Source organism: Leucobacter sp. gxy201, from assembly GCF_051043335.1.
Lineage (GTDB): Bacteria > Actinomycetota > Actinomycetes > Actinomycetales > Microbacteriaceae > Leucobacter.
In genome coordinates, this window is record NZ_JAMXWS010000003.1 from 374385 (window position 1) to 391436 (window position 17052).

A 17052-nucleotide genomic window follows, 5' to 3' on the forward strand; every position below is an offset into this window, starting at 1 on the left:
TGTTGAGAAGCCTCCCTTTTATGTATACGCTAAGGGTGTCCGAGGGAGGTGCACCATGCGAGCGAGCGATCGAGCCTACGCCACGCTGCTGGAGGAGATCCAGAGCGGCGCGCTGGTGCCCGGGGCCGTCATCGCCGAGTCGGAGCAGGCCGAGCGCCTGGGCGTGAGCCGTACTCCCATGCGCGAGGCGATCGGCCGTCTCGAAGCCGACGGACTCGTGCTGCAGCAGTCGCCGCGCGTCACGGTCGTGTCGGGCTTCGACACCGACGTCATCCGCGATCTCTTCGAGACCCGTCGCGTGCTCGAGGAGGCCGTCGCCCGCCTGGCAGCGAAGCGCGGCGACCGCGCGGTCTTCCTCGAACTCGCCGCAGCTTTCCGCGCCGCCCACCCCGAAGCGGGCGAGGTCGCCGCCGACGACTACTACGCGCTCATCTCGCGCTTCGATGCCGCCGTCGATGCGGCAGTGGGCAACCCGTACCTCACGCAGGCGCTGCGCACCATCCGCACCCACCTCGTCAGGGCACGACGGCTGGCCCGGGACAACGCAGAACGTCTGCGCGCCTCGGTCGCCGAGCACGAACTCATCGCCGAGGCCATCGCGGCCGGCGATACCGAACTCGCGGCACATGCGACGCATCTGCACCTGCATCATGCGCTCACCGCGATTCTCACCTCAGTGAAGGAAGGACAGCAATGACCGTCAACCACCACGTTCGCGTCTACAAGAGCGAAGAGAACCTGGCACGCGAAGACCAGCTCGCCTGGAAGATCGCCGAGGTCGCGACCGATGCGGTAGAGGTCGAGGCCGACGTCGTCGACATGATCATCAACCGCATCATCGATAACGCCTCGGTCGCAGCGGCATCGCTGAACCGCGGCCCGATCATCGCGGCGCGCGCGCAGGCGCTCTCGCACCCCGTCTCGACCGGCGGCCAGGGGTCGTCGATCTTCGGTCTCGCCGCTGAGCAGAGCAGCCCCGAATGGGCCGCCTGGGCGAACGGCGTCGCCGTGCGCGAGCTCGACTACCACGACACCTTCCTCGCGGCCGAGTACTCGCACCCCGGCGACAATATCCCGCCGATCCTCGCCGTCGCCCAGCACGTCGGAGCCGACGGCCGCGCGCTCGTGCGCGGCATCGCGACCGGCTACGAGATCCAGATGGACCTCGTGCGCTCGATCTGCCTGCACAAGCACAAGATCGACCACGTCGCCCACATCGGTCCGTCGGCCGCCGCCGGCATCGGCACCCTGCTCGGTCTCGACACCGAAACCATCTACCAGGCCGTCGCCCAGGGGCTCCACACCACCACCGCCACCCGCCAGAGCCGCAAGGGCGAGATCTCGACCTGGAAGGCGCACGCCCCCGCCTTCGCGGGCAAGATGGCCGTCGAGGCCGTCGATCGCGCCATGCGCGGCCAGACCTCGCCGTCGCCGATCTACGAGGGCGAAGACGGCGTCATCGCCTGGATGCTCGACGGCCCCGACGCATCGTACGAGGTGCCGCTGCCCGCGCCCGGCGAGGCCAAGCGCGCCATTCTCGACAGCTACACCAAGGAGCACTCGGCCGAGTACCAGGCGCAGGCCTGGATCGATCTCGCGCGCAAGCTCCACGGCGAGCGCCCCGAGCTCGCGGACCCGGCGAACATCACGGCGATCGTGCTGCATACGAGCCACCACACGCACTACGTGATCGGCTCGGGCGCGAACGACCCGCAGAAGTACGACCCGCAGGCCTCGCGCGAGACGCTCGACCATTCGATCCCGTACATCTTCGCCGTCGCGCTGCAGGACGGCGGCTGGCACCACGTCGACTCGTACGCACCCGAGCGCGCCGCCCGCCCCGACACCGTCGAGCTGTGGCACAAGATCACGACCGCAGAAGACGCGGAGTGGACCCGCCGCTACCACTCGGAGGACCCGGACGAGAAGTCGTTCGGCGGCCGCGTCGAGATCGAGCTCGCCGACGGCACCCGGCTCGTCGACGAGATCGCCGTCGCAGACGCGCACCCGCTCGGCGCGCGCCCCTTCGCCCGCGAGCAGTACATCGCCAAGTTCCGTCTGCTCGCCGATCCCGTGCTCGAGCCCGCCGAGATCGAGCGCTTCCTCGAGCTCGTGCAGCGCCTGCCCGAGCTCACGGCCGACGAGGTGCGCGAGCTCAACATCATCGCGAAGCCGGGCCTGCTCGACCTCGCGGCGGCACCGAAGGGCCTGTTCTGATCATGCTGTACAGCAAGACGAACCCGGCCGAGAAGCGCAGGCTGTTCCGCGAGCGGCTCGCGAGCGGCGAACTCCTGCGCTTCCCCGGGGCCTTCAACCCGCTCTCGGCGAAGCTCATCGAACGCAAGGGCTTCGAAGGCGTCTACATCTCGGGCGCCGTGCTCGCCGCCGACCTGGGCCTGCCCGACATCGGTCTGACCACGCTCACCGAGATCGCGACCCGCGGCGAGCAGATCGCCCGCATGACCGAGCTCCCCGCAATCATCGACGCCGACACCGGTTTCGGCGAGCCGATGAACGTGGCGCGCACCATTCAGACCCTCGAGAACGCCGGCATCGCCGGCTGCCACATCGAAGACCAGGTCAACCCGAAGCGCTGCGGCCACCTCGACGGCAAGGCGACCGTCGACGAGAGCACGGCGATCAAGCGCATTCGCGCCGCCGTCGATGCCCGCCGCGACGAGAACTTCCTCATCATGGCGCGCACCGACATCCGCGCCGCCGAAGGGCTCGACGCCGCGGTCGACCGGGCGAAAGCCCTGGTCGACGCCGGCGCCGACGCGATCTTCCCCGAGGCGATGCGCTCGCTCGAGGAGTTCGAGGCGATGCGGAAGGCCGTCGACGTGCCGCTGCTCGCCAACATCACCGAGTTCGGCAAGAGCGAACTGTTCTCGGCGCAGCAGCTCGCCGATGTCGGCATGAACATCGTCATCTGGCCGGTCTCGATGCTGCGCATCTCGATGGGGGCGACGGGCCGCGCGCTCGACACCCTGAACGAGGAGGGGCACCTGACCTCGAAGCTCGATGAGATGCAGCATCGCGCCGACCTGTACGACCTCATCGACTACCAGGACTACAACCACTTCGACACCAGCGTCTTCAACTTCTCCGTGGACCGCTAGCGGTCCGCGCCGAATTTCCCAGTCGCCAAACAAGGAGTCAGAACATGACTGAGACCGAGATCAAGAAGGGCCTCGCGGGGGTCGTCGTCGACTACACCGCGATCTCGAAGGTCAACCCCGAATCGAACAGCCTGCTGTACCGGGGCTACCCGGTCCAGGAGCTGGCCGCGACACAGCCGTTCGAGGCGGTGGCCTACCTGCTGTGGAACGGCGAGCTGCCGACCGCGGAGCAGCTCGCCGGGCTGCGCCGCGAGGAGCGCAGCCACCGCGTGCTCGCCGACAACGTGAAGGCCGCGATCGATCTGCTGCCGCTCGACGCCCATCCGATGGACGAGGTGCGCACGGCGGTCAGCGTCATCGGCGCCTCCGACGCCACGGGCTCGGGATCGGTGCTCGATGCCTCGGGCAGCCCGGAGGAGAACCTGGCCCGCAGCGTGCGGCTCTACGCCGCGCTGCCGAGCATCGTCGCGTACGGCCAGCGCCGCCGCCGCGCCCTCGACGTCGTGGAGCCGCGCGACGACCTCGACTACTCGGCAAACTTCCTCTGGATGACCTTCGGCGAGGATCCCGAAGAAGTCGTGGTCGACGCGTTCAACCGCTCGATGATCCTCTACGCCGAGCACTCGTTCAACGCTTCGACGTTCACCGCTCGCGTGATCACCTCGACGATGTCCGACCTCTATTCGGCGGTGACCGGCGCGATCGGCGCGCTCAAGGGACCGCTGCACGGCGGCGCGAACGAGGCCGTGCTGCACATCATGAGCGAGATCGGCTCGGCGGACCGGGTGGAGGCGTGGCTCGACCAGGCGCTCGCCGAGAAGCGCAAGATCATGGGCTTCGGCCACCGCGTCTACAAGAAGGGCGATTCGCGCGTGCCGACGATGAAGGCCGCGCTCGACACGCTCATCGAGCACTACGGCCGTCAGGACGTCGCCGAGCTCTACACGAAGCTCGAGAGCGAGTTCGTCTCGCGCAAGGGCATCTACCCGAATCTTGACTACCCGTCGGGCCCGGCCTACAACCTCATCGGTTTCGACACGCTGACGTTCACGCCGCTGTTCATCGCGTCGCGCATCACCGGCTGGACGGCGCACATCATGGAGCAGGCCGCCTCGAACGCGCTGATCCGCCCGCTTTCGGCGTACAACGGGGTCGACGAGCGCCACATCGACGGCTATGTCGCCGATGCCGCGGCGATCGACGCCGCGAACCGCGAGCCCGAGCAGGCCTGACCGGGTCGTCGCACCGCGGCGAAACGCCCGGCCGGAACGATCCGGCCGGGCGTTTCAGCGCGCCCCTGAGCAAGATGCCCGGGCGCATCGGGGCACGGGCTGACTAGAATCAGTCGCACAGGGGGTCGGCCGCAGCGGCCGGGAGTTGAGGATGGCAGAGTGGCAGTGAATTCGGAGCAGCTATCCGTGCCACTCGATCGAGCGATGACGGCCGTGGAGGTCTCCGAGGCGATCTGGGACCAGGCGAATGCCGACGGACTCGGCCCGGGCGACCGGATCGGCGCCGAGCGGGAGCTCTCGGCACGGTACGGCGTCAGCCGCTGGGTGGTCAGGAAAGCGCTCGAGCAGCTCGAGAACCAGGAGCGCGTGCTGCGCACGAACGGACGCAACGGCGGAGTCTTCCTCGCCCGCAGCAAGGTCATGCGCGATCTCGGCGGACCGACCGCGCTCCCGGAGTACGTGCAGCCGCACGGTCTCGCGGTCGGCGCCACCGTGCTCGGAACCGCGACCATCGTCGCCGATGTGCGGCTCGCCGCGCTGATGGAGGTGCGCGAGGGAATCTGGCTGCTGCAGGTCGACCGCATCAGGCTCGTCGGAGACCAGCCTCTGAGCCTCGAGACGACATGGCTGCGGGCAGACCTCTTCCCGAACCTGCTCAACCGTTCGCTCCAGGGGTCGCTCGTCGAACTCCTCGAGACCGAGTACGGTCTGGTGCGCGGCGAGGCCGTGGAGACGATCAGCGCTCGACCGGCGGCGCGCGAGCACCTCGCTCCGCTCCAGGTGAGCGCCGGCACGCCGATCCTCGAGGTGACGCGCGCCGCCCGCATGTCGAACGGCGAGATCTACGAGTACAGCGAGGAGCGCTTCCGCGCCGATCGCACCGAGATGGTGCTGCGCTCGCCGGCGGGCGGAGGCACGGTGCGCCGTTTCATCGGGCGCGAATAGTCGCGCAGTCGCGACCGCATCGGCGAAGACGGTAGCGTGGGGCTCAGCCCATCGGCACGATCACCCGAACGAGGAGCGCGCATGACCGAGTACACCGCCATTTCGACCGAGACCGCCGGCCGCGTCGCGACCATCACCCTCAATCGGCCGGAGGCGCTGAACGCGCTGAACTCGACGCTCGTGCGCGAACTCATCGATGCGGCGCTCGGCTTCGACGCCGACCCGGGAGTCGGAGCCATCGTCATCACCGGGTCGGAGAAGGCATTCGCCGCCGGAGCCGACATCAAGGAGATGGCCGACGCCGGCTACTCCGACATGCTGCTCGGCGGCCCGTTCCCGAGCTGGGGCGGGTTCGAGCGCATGCGCACGCCCGTCATCGCCGCGGTCGCCGGCTACGCGCTCGGCGGCGGCTGCGAGCTCGCCATGATGTGCGACATCATCATCGCCGCCGACACCGCCAAGTTCGGCCAGCCCGAGATCAATCTCGGCATCCTGCCCGGGTTCGGCGGCTCGCAGCGTCTGCCGCGCGCCATCGGCAAGTACAAGGCCGCCGAGATGGTGCTGACCGGCCGCCAGATGGGGGCCGAGGAAGCGGAGCGCAGCGGGCTCGTCTCGCGCGTCGTGCCGGCCGCCGAGCTGCTCGCGGAGGCGGCGAAGACCGCACAGGCGATCGCGTCGAAGTCGCTCGTCGCCGTGTACGCGGCGAAGGATGCGCTGCAGGCCGCGCAGGAGATGCCGCTCGCGGAAGGCCTGCGATTCGAACGCCAGGCGTTCGCGGCGGCCTTCGCGACCGCCGACCAGAAGGAGGGGATGGCGGCCTTCGCCGAGAAGCGCGCAGCCGACTTCACCCACCGCTGAGCGCACCGCTGGGCCGACCGCCGACCGGGTGTCGTGGGAAGTGCCAGAATAGGGAGCGTGCGGGCTCGCGGGAGCCGGGTGAGTGAAGGAGCGTCGATGAGCTATTCGGTTGCGGTCGCTGGAGCGAGCGGATACGCCGGGGGAGAGCTGCTGCGCCTGCTCGCGCAGCACCCCGAATTCGAGATCCGTACGGTCACGGGGCACTCCTCCGCCGGGCGCCCGCTCGCGGAGTCTCAGCCGCATCTGCGATCACTGGCCCACCTCGTGCTGCAGCCCACCGACCCCGCGGTGCTCGACGGCCACGATATCGTCTTCTTCGCGCTGCCCCACGGGGCTTCGGGCGAACTCACCGCGCAGCTGAACGACGTGCGGCTCGTCGTCGACTGCGGCGCCGACCACCGCCTCACGAGCGCCGACGACTGGGCGCAGTTCTACGGCGGCGACTACTACGAGGCCTGGAGCTACGGCGTGCCCGAGCTCATCGTCGCCGAGCGCGCCCCAGACGGCGCCGTGGTGCACCGCCGGCAGCGCGAGCACCTCGTCGGTGCGACCCGCATCGCGGCTCCCGGCTGCAACGCCTCGACCGTCTCGATGTCGCTGGCCCCCGGCATCGCCGCGGGCGTCATCGAAGCGGGCGATATCGTCTCCGTGCTCGCCGTCGGCCCGTCGGGCGCCGGCAAAGCCGCGAAGACGCACCTGCTCGGCGCCGAACTCATGGGCACCGCCAACCCCTACGCCGTCGGCGGTTCGCACCGCCACATCCCCGAGATCAAGCAGGCGCTGCGCGGTGCCGGCGCCGCGCACGAACCGAGCATCAGCTTCACCCCGGTGCTCGTGCCGATGAGCCGCGGCATCCTCGCCACCTCGACGGCGCGCATCGCGCCCGGCACGACCGCGGCAGAGGTGCGCGCCGCCTGGGAGACCGCCTACGCCGACGAGCCGTTCGTGCACCTGCTGCCCGAAGGGTCGTTCCCGCGCACGGCCGATGCGCTCGGCGCGAACACCTGCCTCATCGGGCTCGCCGTCGACGAAGCGGCCGGCCGCGTCGTCGTCGTCGCGGCGCTCGACAACCTCGCGAAGGGCACCGCCGGGGCCGCGATCCAATCGGCGAACATCGCGCTCGGCCTCCCCGAACCCACGGGGCTGCCGATCGACGGAGTCGCGCCGTGAGCCGCGCGACCCGGCTGACTGCTGCCGATCCCTGCCGATGCCCCAGGGGCACCGCCGAAGGGCGAGAAACCGGGCTGAATCGTCGCGAGCAGCGGAGTTTCTCGCCCCTCGGCAGGATTGCCCCCAGAACCATGACCACGACGGAGGAACTGCAAGCATGAGCGTCACCGCACCGAAGGGGTTCCGTTCCGCGGGCCTCGCCGTCGGCCTGAAGTCGACCGGCAGACCCGACCTCGCCCTCGTCGTCAACGACGGCCCCGCCCCGTCGAGCGCCGTCGTGTTCACGAGCAATCGCGCGCAGGCGAACCCCATCATCTGGAGCCGGAAGGTCGCGCAGAACGGCGCGGCGCGCGCGGTCATCCTGAACTCGGGCGGGGCGAACTGCTTCACCGGCGACTTCGGCTACGAGACCACCCGGTTGACCGCCGAAGCCGTCGCCGCAGCGCTCGACGAAGCCGACGCATCGCGCATCCTCGTCTGCTCCACCGGCCTCATCGGCACCGGCGATCAGACCTTCCGCGACAAGATCGTGACCAACGTGCCCGCGCTCGCAGCGGCGCTGGCCGACGACGACACGACCGCGCCCGCCGCGATCCTCACCACCGACTCCGTCGAGAAGACCGCCGTGCACACGGGCGACGGCTGGTCGATCGGCGCGATGGCGAAGGGCGCGGGCATGCTCGCCCCGGGTCTCGCCACCATGCTCGTCGTCATCACGACCGATGCCGTCGTCGAAGCAGCGGTGCTCGACCGCGCGCTGCGCCGCGCGACCGCGGTGAGCTTCGACCGGCTCGACAGCGACGGCTGCATGTCGACGAACGACCAGGTGACGCTGCTCTCGAGCGGCGCATCGGGGATCGCTCCGGGCGAGGACGAGTTCGCCGAGGCGCTCGTCGCGGTGTGCGACAGCCTCGCCGGCCAGCTGCAGGGCGACGCCGAGGGCGCGAGCCACGATATCGACATCGAAGTGCGCGGTGCCGCGAGCGCCGCCGACGCAGTGGAGGTCGGTCGTTCGGTCGCCCGCAACAACCTCTTCAAGGCCGCGATCTTCGGCAACGACCCGAACTGGGGCCGCGTGCTCGCCGCGATCGGCACCACGAGCGCGGCTTTCGACCCCTACGCCATCGACGTGAGCTTCAACGGCGTGCGCCTGTGCCATGCCGGCGCCCCCGACCGCCCCGTCGATGAGTGCGACCTCGCGCCGCGCCGCACGCATGTCGAGATCGACCTGTTCGCGGGCGAGTACGCCGCGACCATTCGCACCAACGACCTCACCCACGACTACGTCCACGAGAACAGCGCCTATTCGAGCTGACGGCGCCGCGGCCGGGGCCCGTCGATCGCACGGAGGTGCGACGTGCCCGGCGCGCAGCACCGAAGCCCGCGCTGCACCCATGTTCAAGGAGCCGAGATGACCAGTACGACCACCGCACTCGATCGGAAGCAGGCAGCCGCGAAGGCGGGCGTGCTCATCGAGTCGCTGCCGTGGCTGAAGAAGTTCCGCGGCAAGATCATGGTGATCAAGTTCGGCGGCAACGCGATGGTCGACGACGCGCTGCTGCGGGCTTTCGCGGAGGACGTCGTCTACCTGCGCCACACCGGCATCATGCCGGTCGTCGTGCACGGCGGCGGCCCGCAGATCAACCGGATGCTCGAGCGCCTGGGCATCGAGAGCGAGTTCAAGGGAGGCTACCGCGTCACCACCCCGGAGACGATGGAGGTCGTGCGCATGGTGCTCACCGGCAAGGTGAACCCCGAACTCATCGACGAGATCAACGCGCACGGTCCGCTCGCGGCCGGCACGACGGGCGAGGACGCCGGCCTCTTCGTGGGCCGCCGCCGCCCGCCGTTCGAGGTCGACGGCGAGACCGTAGACCTCGGGCTCGTCGGCGACGTGGTCGACGTACGGCCCGGGCCCGTCCACGCGCTGCTCGAGGCGGGGCTGATCCCTGTCGTGTCATCGATCGCCCCCGACATCGACCGCCCCGGCGACTCGCTCAACGTGAACGCCGATGCGGCGGCGTCGGCGCTCGCGACGGCGCTCGGGGCCGAGAAGCTCGTCATCCTGACCGATGTCGCCGGGCTCTACGCGAACTGGCCCGACACCGACTCGCTCGTGTCGTCGATCTCGGCCGACGAGCTCGAAGCGATGCTGCCCGCGCTCGAATCGGGCATGATCCCGAAGATGCGCGCCTGCCTCGACGCCGTGCAGGGCGGGGTGCCGAAGGCCGCGATCATCGACGGGCGCGAGGCCCATTCGGTGCTGCTCGAGATCTTCACCGAACACGGGATCGGCACGGAAGTCACGCCGTGAACCCGGCCCTGGGCGCCGCCGTCTCGACGGTGCTCTGGGGTGCGGGCGCGGTCGCCTTCCTCGTGAGCACGGTCTGGCTGAGCGTCGTCGACCTTGCGACGCAGCGCCTGCCGAACCGGCTCGTGCTCGGCACGACCGTCGTCACTCTCGGGCTGCTCGCGGCCGCGGAACTCGTGATGCTGCCGACTCTTCTGGCAGCGGGGCGCTCGGGCGGGCTGCGCGCCTGGCAGGGGCTCCTCATGCTGGCGCTCGGAGCGCTGCTGCTCCTCGGCCTCTTCGCCCTGCTGTGGCGAGTCGCGCCCGGCGGCATCGGCGGCGGCGACGTGAAGATCGCGCCGCTCATCGGCGGGACGCTCGGTCTGATGGGCGGGCTCTGGGCGGTGCTCGGGGCGGTGCTCATCGCAGCCCTGTGCGCCGCGATCTGGAGCGCGATGCGCGGTGCCGCGCTGAGACGACGACGCTCGACGCGTGCAGCGGAGGCACCCGGAACCGCGCCATCGGACGCGCCTCCCGCACCGGCCGAACCGGTCGGCATCCCATTCGCACCGTGCCTGTTCGCCGGCGCCTGGATCGCGATCGCGATCGGACCGCTCGCCGCTCGCCTCTTCTGAACGCACCGCGCCGAGGCTAGCCTGGAACGGTGACTGCAGCACTCGGACCGGAACTCGCGGGCTTCGACGCCTTCCTCTTCGACCTCGACGGGGTGATCACCCCGACGGTCGATCTGCACATGCGCGCCTGGGCGGAGACGTTCGATGCGTTCTTCCGCAGCCGAAGTCTGCCGCCGTACCGGCAAGAGGAGTACTACCTCGCGCTCGACGGCCGCCCGAGGTTCGAGGGCGTCGTCGCGCTGCTGGAGGCCCGGGGGATCCTCCTGCCGATGGGCGCCCCGGGCGAAGAGGGGCTCGACTCGGTGATCGGCATCGGCAACCTCAAGAACCGCACCTTCACCGAAGTCCTCGAGCGCGACGGCATCGAGCCGTATCCCGGATCGCTGCGCCTGCTCGACGCCCTGCGCGAGGCGGGGGCCGCGTGCGCGGTCGTGTCGAGCTCGCGCAATGCCGAGCCCGTGCTGCGGGCGTCCGGGCTGCGCGACCGATTCCTCGCCGTCGTCGACGGAGTGGTGGCCGCGCGGGAGGGGCTGCGGGGCAAACCGGCCCCCGACACCTTCGAGCGGGCGGCCGAGCTGCTCGGCACCGCCCCGACGCGCGCCGTCGTGTTCGAGGACGCGGCCTCGGGCGTCGTGGCGGGCAGGGTGGGCGGCTTCGGCCTCGTGGTCGGCGTCGACCGGGGCGCCGGGCGTGCGGCGCTCCAGGCGGCCGGTGCGGAGACGGTGGTCGACGATCTCGATAGGCTGGTGCGATGAATCCCGAGCACTTCGACTCGCCCGTGCGCGAGCTCTCGCGCGACTTCGGGGCCGACCCGTGGCGGCTCGTCGTGCACGGCGTCGACCCCGCGCTCGCGGGGCAGGATGAAACGCTGTTCGCGCTCGCCAACGGCTATCTCGGCCTGCGCGGCAACTATGAGGAGGGCCTGCCGCTCGGCGCCCACGGCACCTTCATCAACGGGCTGCACGAGACCTGGCGCATTCAGCACGCCGAGAACGCGTACGGCTTCGCCGAGCAGGGGCAGACGATCGTCAACGCCCCCGATGCGAAGACGATCCGCATCTACGTCGACGACGAGCGATTGAACCTCGAGACCTCCGACATCATCGACGTGCACCGCGCGCTCGACCTGCGCGACGGCACGCTCACGCGCACGCTCGTGTGGCTCACGCCGACGGGCAAGCGCGTGCGCGTCGAGACGCGGCGCATGGTCTCGTTCACCGACCGGCACATGGCGACCCTCGAGATGCGCGTGACGGTGCTCGACGACGACGCCGATCTCACCGTCAGCAGCCTCATCATCAATCGTCAGGATCTCAAACGGGTGACGAGTGAGACGCCGGGCGACGAGGGCGGCATGGCCGACCCGCGCAAGAGCGAGCAGCTCGGCGACCGGGTGCTCGATCTCGGACCCGTGCTGCACGATGAGCGCCGCAGCGTGCTCAGCTATCGGGTGCGCGACTCGCAGATGGCGCTCGGCGTCGGCGTCGATCACGAGTTCGATCCGGGCGTCGACGGCGCGGCGCTCGTCTTCGACGGCGTCGCCGACACCGCCGAGGCCGACACCCTCGTCGACGAATCGTCGCCCGGAGCCTGGCGCGCCCGCGTCGAGGTCTCGCCCGACCGCGTGCGCCACGCTTTCCAGGGCGTCGCCCGCCGGGGACGCACCGTGCGCCTCGTGAAGACGCTCGCCTACCACGCCTCGGCGACGGCCGGCCTGCCCGAGATGCTCGACCGCTGCGTGCACACGCTCGAGAAGACCGCCGCCGAGCCCGCGGAGGAGCGGTGGGCGAAGCAGCGCCGGTTCCTCGCCGACTTCTGGGAGCGCAGCGATGTCCGCGTCGACGCCGACCCCGGCGTGCAGCAGGCGATCCGGTGGAACCTCTTCCAGCTCGCCCAGGCGTCGGCGCGCGCCGACGGCCGCGGCATCTCCGCCAAGGGGCTGACCGGCTCGGGCTACAGCGGCCACTACTTCTGGGACACCGAGATCTACGTGCAGCCGTTCCTGTCGTACACCTCGCCGCAGTGGGCGCGCAATGCGCTGCGCTCGCGCGAGGCGATGCTCGACCAGGCGCGTGCGCGGGCCCGCACGCTCAGCGAAGACGGCGCGCTCTTCCCGTGGCGCACCATCAACGGCGAGGAGGCGAGCGCCTACTACGCCGCGGGCACGGCGGCGTACCACATCAACGCCGACATCTCGTACGCCCTCGCCCGCTATGTCGCGGCGACGGGCGATCTGGAGTTCATGCTGACGGGGGCGAGCGCGATCCCTGTCGAGACCGCGCGGCTCTGGGCGAGCCTCGGGTTCTGGCGGCACGAGCCGAACGGCGAGCGGCGCTTCCACATCCACGGCGTGACCGGCCCCGACGAGTACACCACTGTCGTGAACGACAACCTCTACACGAACGTCATGGCGCGCCTCAACCTGCGCTTCGCCGTCGAAGTGGTGCGCCGCATCGCCGCCGAAGCGCCCGACTACTCCGCACGGCTCGTCGAGCAGCTCGACCTCGACCCTGCCGAGGTCGACGAGTGGGAACGCATCGCCGACGGCATGCACGTGCCCTACTCGGAGACCATGCGCATCCATCCGCAGGACGAGCACTTCCTCGAGCACGAGGTGTGGGACCTGGCGGCCACGCCGCCCGAGCAGAAGCCGCTGCTGCTGCATTTCCACCCGCTCGTGATCTACCGGTTCCAGGTGATCAAGCAGGCCGATGTCGTGCTCGCCCTGCTGCTCGCCAGCGACGAGTTCACCCGCGAGCAGAAGCTGCGCGACTTCGAGTACTACGACGCGCTCACCACCGGCGATTCGACGCTGTCGGCGGTCGTGCAGTCGATCATCGCGTCCGAGGTCGGGTACCGCGAACTCGCCTACCGCTACTTCGATCATGCCCTCCGCGTCGATCTCGACGACCTGCACCAGAACTCGGCCGACGGCGTGCACGTCGCGTCGGCCGGCGGTGTCTGGATGATGCTCGTGCAGGGCTTCGCCGGGATGCGCGACGCCGGGCGCACGCTGCGATTCGACCCCCGCATGCCGGCCCACTGGGGCGCCATGGACTTCTCGCTCACGTGGCGCGGATCGCGCTTCGCGGTGCGGCTCGAGCGCGAGCGCATCCGCTTCGAGATCGTCGACGGCGCCGCCCCCGTTCCGCTCGAGGTGCGGGGGAGCGGCTTCGTGCTGCGGCCGGGGGAGCCGCTCGAGGTGCCGCTCATCGACCAGGGCCCCGACCTCGGGCAGTTCCACGGACTCTCCGCCGGCATCCTGCCTCGCGAGGGCGAGACGGGCACGGCCCCGATCATCGCGCCCGGGGTGCCGTTCGTGACGACGGTCATCCCGACCCGCGAGGAGTTCTGAGCGCGGGCGCGGGCGCCCGTGCGCGCCGCGGGCAGCGGGCGGTTCGGGCGACGGGCCGCGACAGGGATCGTTCGGCCCGTGTCGTCGCGCTGCGGTCGGAGCGCCGCGAGTAGACTGGGACCACCCCGAGTGAAAGGCTGGCCTCGTGACCTATGTGATCGCACTGCCGTGCGTGGACGTGAAGGATCGCGCATGCGTCGACGAATGCCCGGTCGACTGCATCTACGAGGGTGAGCGCTCGCTCTACATCCACCCGGACGAGTGCGTCGACTGCGGCGCCTGCGAGCCCGTCTGCCCCGTCGAGGCGATCTACTACGAGGACGACCTGCCCGAGGAATGGGCCGACTACTACAAGGCGAACGTCGAGTTCTTCGACGAGATCGGTTCGCCGGGCGGAGCGGCGAAGGTCGGCGTGTACGACTTCGACCACCCGATCATCGCGGCCCTGCCGCCCCAGGCAGGCTGACCCGTGCGCGCACCGCTGCCCGACTATCCGTGGGACGCGATGGCGCCCTACCTGGCCACCGCCGCAGAGCATCCCGAGGGGGCGCTGAACCTCTCGATCGGTTCGCCCATCGATCCGAGCCCGCAGGCGGTGCGCGATGCGCTCGCCGCAGCGACCGACGCGCACGCGTACCCCGCGACCTCGGGAGAGCCCGCGTTGCGCGAGGCGATCGCCGGATGGTTCGCGCGGCGGCGCGGGGTGGCGCTCGACGCGAACGCCGTGCTGCCGACGATCGGCTCGAAAGAGCTCGTCGCGCTCATGCCGCTGCTGCTCGGACTCGGCGCCGGCGAGGCGGTCGTGTTCCCGCGCATCGCCTACCCGAGCTATGCGATGGGGGCCGCGCTCGTCGGAGCCGACGCCGTCGCCGCCGACGACCCGACCGAATGGCCCGAGCACACCCGCCTCGTATGGGTGAACTCGCCGTCGAACCCCGACGGGCGGGTCATGGACGTCGGAGCGCTGCGCGCGGCGGTCGAACGCGCGCGCGAACTCGGAGCCGTCATCGCAGGCGACGAGTGCTACGCCGAGTTCGGCTGGGATGCGCCGTGGGACGCCGCGCCGATCCCGTCGATCCTCGATCCGAGAGTCGTCGGTGACGACCACACCGGGGTGCTGAGCGTCTACTCGCTGAGCAAGCAGTCGAACCTCGCCGGCTATCGCGCGGCGTTCGTGGGCGGCGATCCCTCGCTCATCGACACGCTGCTCACGGTGCGCAAGCACGCCGGGCTCATGCAGCCCGCCCCCGTTCAGGCCGCGATGATCGCCGCGCTCGGCGACGAGGCGCACGTGGCCGAGCAGCGCGCCCGCTACCGCGCCCGCCGCGACGTGCTGCTCCCGGCCCTCGAGGCCGCGGGTTACCGCGTCGACGGCAGCGAAGCGGGCCTCTATCTCTGGGCGACGCGCGGCGTCGATGCGTGGGAGAGCGTAGCGGAGTTCGCGAAGATCGGCATCGTGGTGGGCCCCGGGCACTTCTACGGCGACCACTCGCCGCAGCATGTGCGCCTGGCGCTCACCGCGAGCGACGCCGACATCGCAGCGGCCGCCGGGCGCCTGGAGCAGAGCGCACCCTGACGCTCCCGCACAGCGTGAGCGAACACGGCGGGGCGAGAGCACACGCCGGGGACCCTCCCCGGGGTGTTCGTTCGTACCGGAGTGTTCGTTCGCAGCGATGGCCGGGCCGGGCGATGTGGCCCGGCCCCTTCGAGGACTTCGGCCCGTTCCGCATGGGACGGGCGCGCTCCTAACCTCGGTGGCGATGCGACGGATCCGTCGCACGACCGACCGCCGACTCCCGTCGGCGCGCTGCCGCAGAGGAGCTCTCATGACCGCACACCCGGATTCCGAGTCCGCGCCCGAACACGGGCGCCCGCTCCGCAGGCGCCGCCCGCGCTGCGGCATGCGCACGGCCACGACGGTGACGACGGTGCTGGCCGCCGCCCTCGCGCTGCTCACCGGTTGCGGCATGCTGCCAGGCGCCGCGGGCCAGGGCGGGGCCGAAAGCGGCGGCGGGGGAGTCGACTTCGACGGGGTGCAATCGGCGACGCTGCAGATCGAGGCGCAGGGCACCTTCGTGCACCCGGAGGTGGGCGCCTACGAGGCCGCGGGCGCCGGATCCGGCTTCCTCGTCTCGCACGACGGGCTCGCCCTCACCAACAATCACGTCGTGGTCGGGGCGGGCACGCTGAAGGTGTGGCGCGACGCCGACCGGTCGAAGGCGATGAACGCGAAGGTGCTCGGGTCGTCGGAGTGCCTCGACCTCGCCGCGATCCAGCTCGAGGAGGGCGACTACCCCTACTTCGAGTGGAAGAAGGGCGACATCTCGACGGCGGAGGAGGTCTACGCGGCCGGCTACCCGCACGGCGATCCGGATTTCACCATGACGAAGGGCATCATCTCCACCGCCCAGACCTCGTACGACAGCCCGTGGGCCTCGGTCGACGGCGTGATCGAGCACGACGCGAAGATCCGCGGCGGCAACTCCGGCGGTCCGCTCGTGACGCCGGAGGGCGAGCTCGTCGGCGTGAACTACGCGGGCAGCGACCTCACCGACGAGAACCTCGCCATCCACCGCGACGAGGTGACCGCCGTGGTGGAGCGCCTCGCCGCGGGCGAGGACGTGCTGAGCCTCGGCGTGAACGGCATGGGTCTCGTCGACGAGGAAGGCGCGGGACTGGGCATCTGGGTGTCCTCGCTCGAATCAGGCGGCATCGCGGACAAGGCCGGGCTGAAGCCGGGAGACCTCATCACACGCATGCAAGGCGTGCCGGTGGGCGCCGACGGCACCATGGCGGCGTACTGCGACGTGCTGCGCACGCACGGGACGGACTCCTCGATCGATGTCGACGTGCTGCGGCCGTCGGAGGGCGTGTTCTACCGCGGCAAGTTCAACGGCGACGAGAAGCTCGAGCCGGTCTCCGTGCTGGGCGACGCCGGAGGTGAGAACCAGGCGACCGGCGAGTACGTGACCGTGACTGACGACAGCGGTCGGGTGAGCGTCGAGGTGCCGGCATCGTGGACCCAGGTCGACGGCACCGCGATCGTCGACGGGAGCACCGAGGTGCAGTCGATCATCGCCAGCCCCGACCTGCAGGCCTACCGCAGCGGCTGGGCCGTGCCGGGCGTCAACGTGCTCGCGTCGCAGCAGGACGTCTCCGAGGCGACGGCGCGCGATTTCGTGGAGCTCATGGCGGGCGACCTGCCCGGCCACGGCTGCACCTCGGCGGCGAGCGAGGACTACGCCGACGGCCTGCACACCGGCGTCTACGAGCTGTGGGAGAACTGCGGGCCCGAGAAGGCGAAGTTCCTCGTCGTGGGAGCGGTGGCCGACAGCGGCGAATACGTCGTGCTCGTCGCGGTGCAGGCCGTGCGGGAGTCGGACCTGGACGCCATCGACCGCGTGATCGGCAGCTTCGTCGCCGACTACAGCTGACCGGAGCGGGGTCG

15 protein-coding genes are annotated in these 17052 nt (G+C 70.5%); all 15 read left to right on the forward strand.

The window, feature by feature from the left end; genetic code table 11:
• Positions 1 to 55: 55 nt before the first annotated feature.
• The 15 genes from NHL51_RS06860 to NHL51_RS06930 all read left to right on the forward strand — a co-directional run bounded on the left by NHL51_RS06860 (position 56) and on the right by NHL51_RS06930 (position 17038).
• Positions 56 to 697, forward strand: coding sequence for a GntR family transcriptional regulator (locus tag NHL51_RS06860; RefSeq protein WP_434142670.1), 642 nt, complete (start codon positions 56 to 58; stop codon positions 695 to 697).
• Entirely contained in the window at positions 694 to 2217 is a 1524-nt protein-coding gene (locus NHL51_RS06865; protein ID WP_434142671.1) for an MmgE/PrpD family protein, read from the forward strand. The genes NHL51_RS06860 and NHL51_RS06865 overlap by 4 nt, the downstream gene beginning before the upstream one ends.
• 2 nt (positions 2218 to 2219) lie before the next feature.
• Complete coding sequence (gene prpB / locus NHL51_RS06870) at positions 2220 to 3119, forward strand: methylisocitrate lyase (protein ID WP_434142672.1); 900 nt, start codon at positions 2220 to 2222, stop codon at positions 3117 to 3119.
• 44 nt (positions 3120 to 3163) lie between these two features.
• Positions 3164 to 4351: a bifunctional 2-methylcitrate synthase/citrate synthase gene (locus NHL51_RS06875; RefSeq protein WP_434142673.1), complete on the forward strand. Its 1188-nt coding sequence runs from the start codon at positions 3164 to 3166 to the stop codon at positions 4349 to 4351.
• Positions 4352 to 4537: 186 nt separating this feature from the next.
• Positions 4538 to 5296: a GntR family transcriptional regulator gene (locus NHL51_RS06880; protein WP_434142674.1), complete on the forward strand. Its 759-nt coding sequence runs from the start codon at positions 4538 to 4540 to the stop codon at positions 5294 to 5296.
• A gap of 81 nt (positions 5297 to 5377) precedes the next feature.
• Positions 5378 to 6154, forward strand: coding sequence for an enoyl-CoA hydratase-related protein (locus NHL51_RS06885; protein WP_434142675.1), 777 nt, complete (start codon positions 5378 to 5380; stop codon positions 6152 to 6154).
• A 96-nt stretch (positions 6155 to 6250) separates the two neighbouring features.
• Complete coding sequence (argC, locus tag NHL51_RS06890; protein ID WP_434142676.1) at positions 6251 to 7324, forward strand: N-acetyl-gamma-glutamyl-phosphate reductase; 1074 nt, start codon at positions 6251 to 6253, stop codon at positions 7322 to 7324.
• 157 nt (positions 7325 to 7481) lie between these two features.
• Positions 7482 to 8639 carry a bifunctional glutamate N-acetyltransferase/amino-acid acetyltransferase ArgJ gene (gene argJ, locus NHL51_RS06895; RefSeq protein ID WP_434142678.1) on the forward strand — a complete coding sequence of 386 codons (1158 nt, stop codon included), beginning with the start codon at positions 7482 to 7484 and terminating at the stop codon, positions 8637 to 8639.
• 96 nt (positions 8640 to 8735) lie between these two features.
• On the forward strand, positions 8736 to 9638 hold the full coding sequence (gene argB / locus NHL51_RS06900) for an acetylglutamate kinase (protein WP_434142679.1): 903 nt from the start codon (positions 8736 to 8738) through the stop codon (positions 9636 to 9638).
• Positions 9635 to 10249, forward strand: coding sequence for a prepilin peptidase (locus NHL51_RS06905; protein ID WP_434142680.1), 615 nt, complete (start codon positions 9635 to 9637; stop codon positions 10247 to 10249). The genes argB and NHL51_RS06905 overlap by 4 nt, the downstream gene beginning before the upstream one ends.
• Positions 10250 to 10278: 29 nt before the next feature.
• Complete coding sequence (locus NHL51_RS06910; protein ID WP_434142681.1) at positions 10279 to 11004, forward strand: HAD-IA family hydrolase; 726 nt, start codon at positions 10279 to 10281, stop codon at positions 11002 to 11004.
• Complete coding sequence (locus NHL51_RS06915) at positions 11001 to 13604, forward strand: glycoside hydrolase family 65 protein (RefSeq protein WP_434142682.1); 2604 nt, start codon at positions 11001 to 11003, stop codon at positions 13602 to 13604. The genes NHL51_RS06910 and NHL51_RS06915 overlap by 4 nt, the downstream gene beginning before the upstream one ends.
• A 145-nt stretch (positions 13605 to 13749) precedes the next feature.
• Positions 13750 to 14070 (forward strand): ferredoxin, encoded by a 321-nt coding sequence (gene fdxA, locus NHL51_RS06920; protein WP_434142683.1) that lies wholly within the window; start codon positions 13750 to 13752, stop codon positions 14068 to 14070.
• 3 nt (positions 14071 to 14073) lie between these two features.
• A complete protein-coding gene (dapC, locus tag NHL51_RS06925; RefSeq protein WP_434142684.1) occupies positions 14074 to 15180 on the forward strand; it encodes a succinyldiaminopimelate transaminase in 1107 nt (368 codons plus the stop codon).
• 250 nt (positions 15181 to 15430) lie between these two features.
• Positions 15431 to 17038, forward strand: a complete 1608-nt coding sequence (locus NHL51_RS06930) for a S1C family serine protease (RefSeq protein ID WP_434142685.1) — start codon at positions 15431 to 15433, stop codon at positions 17036 to 17038.
• Positions 17039 to 17052 lie beyond the last annotated feature (14 nt).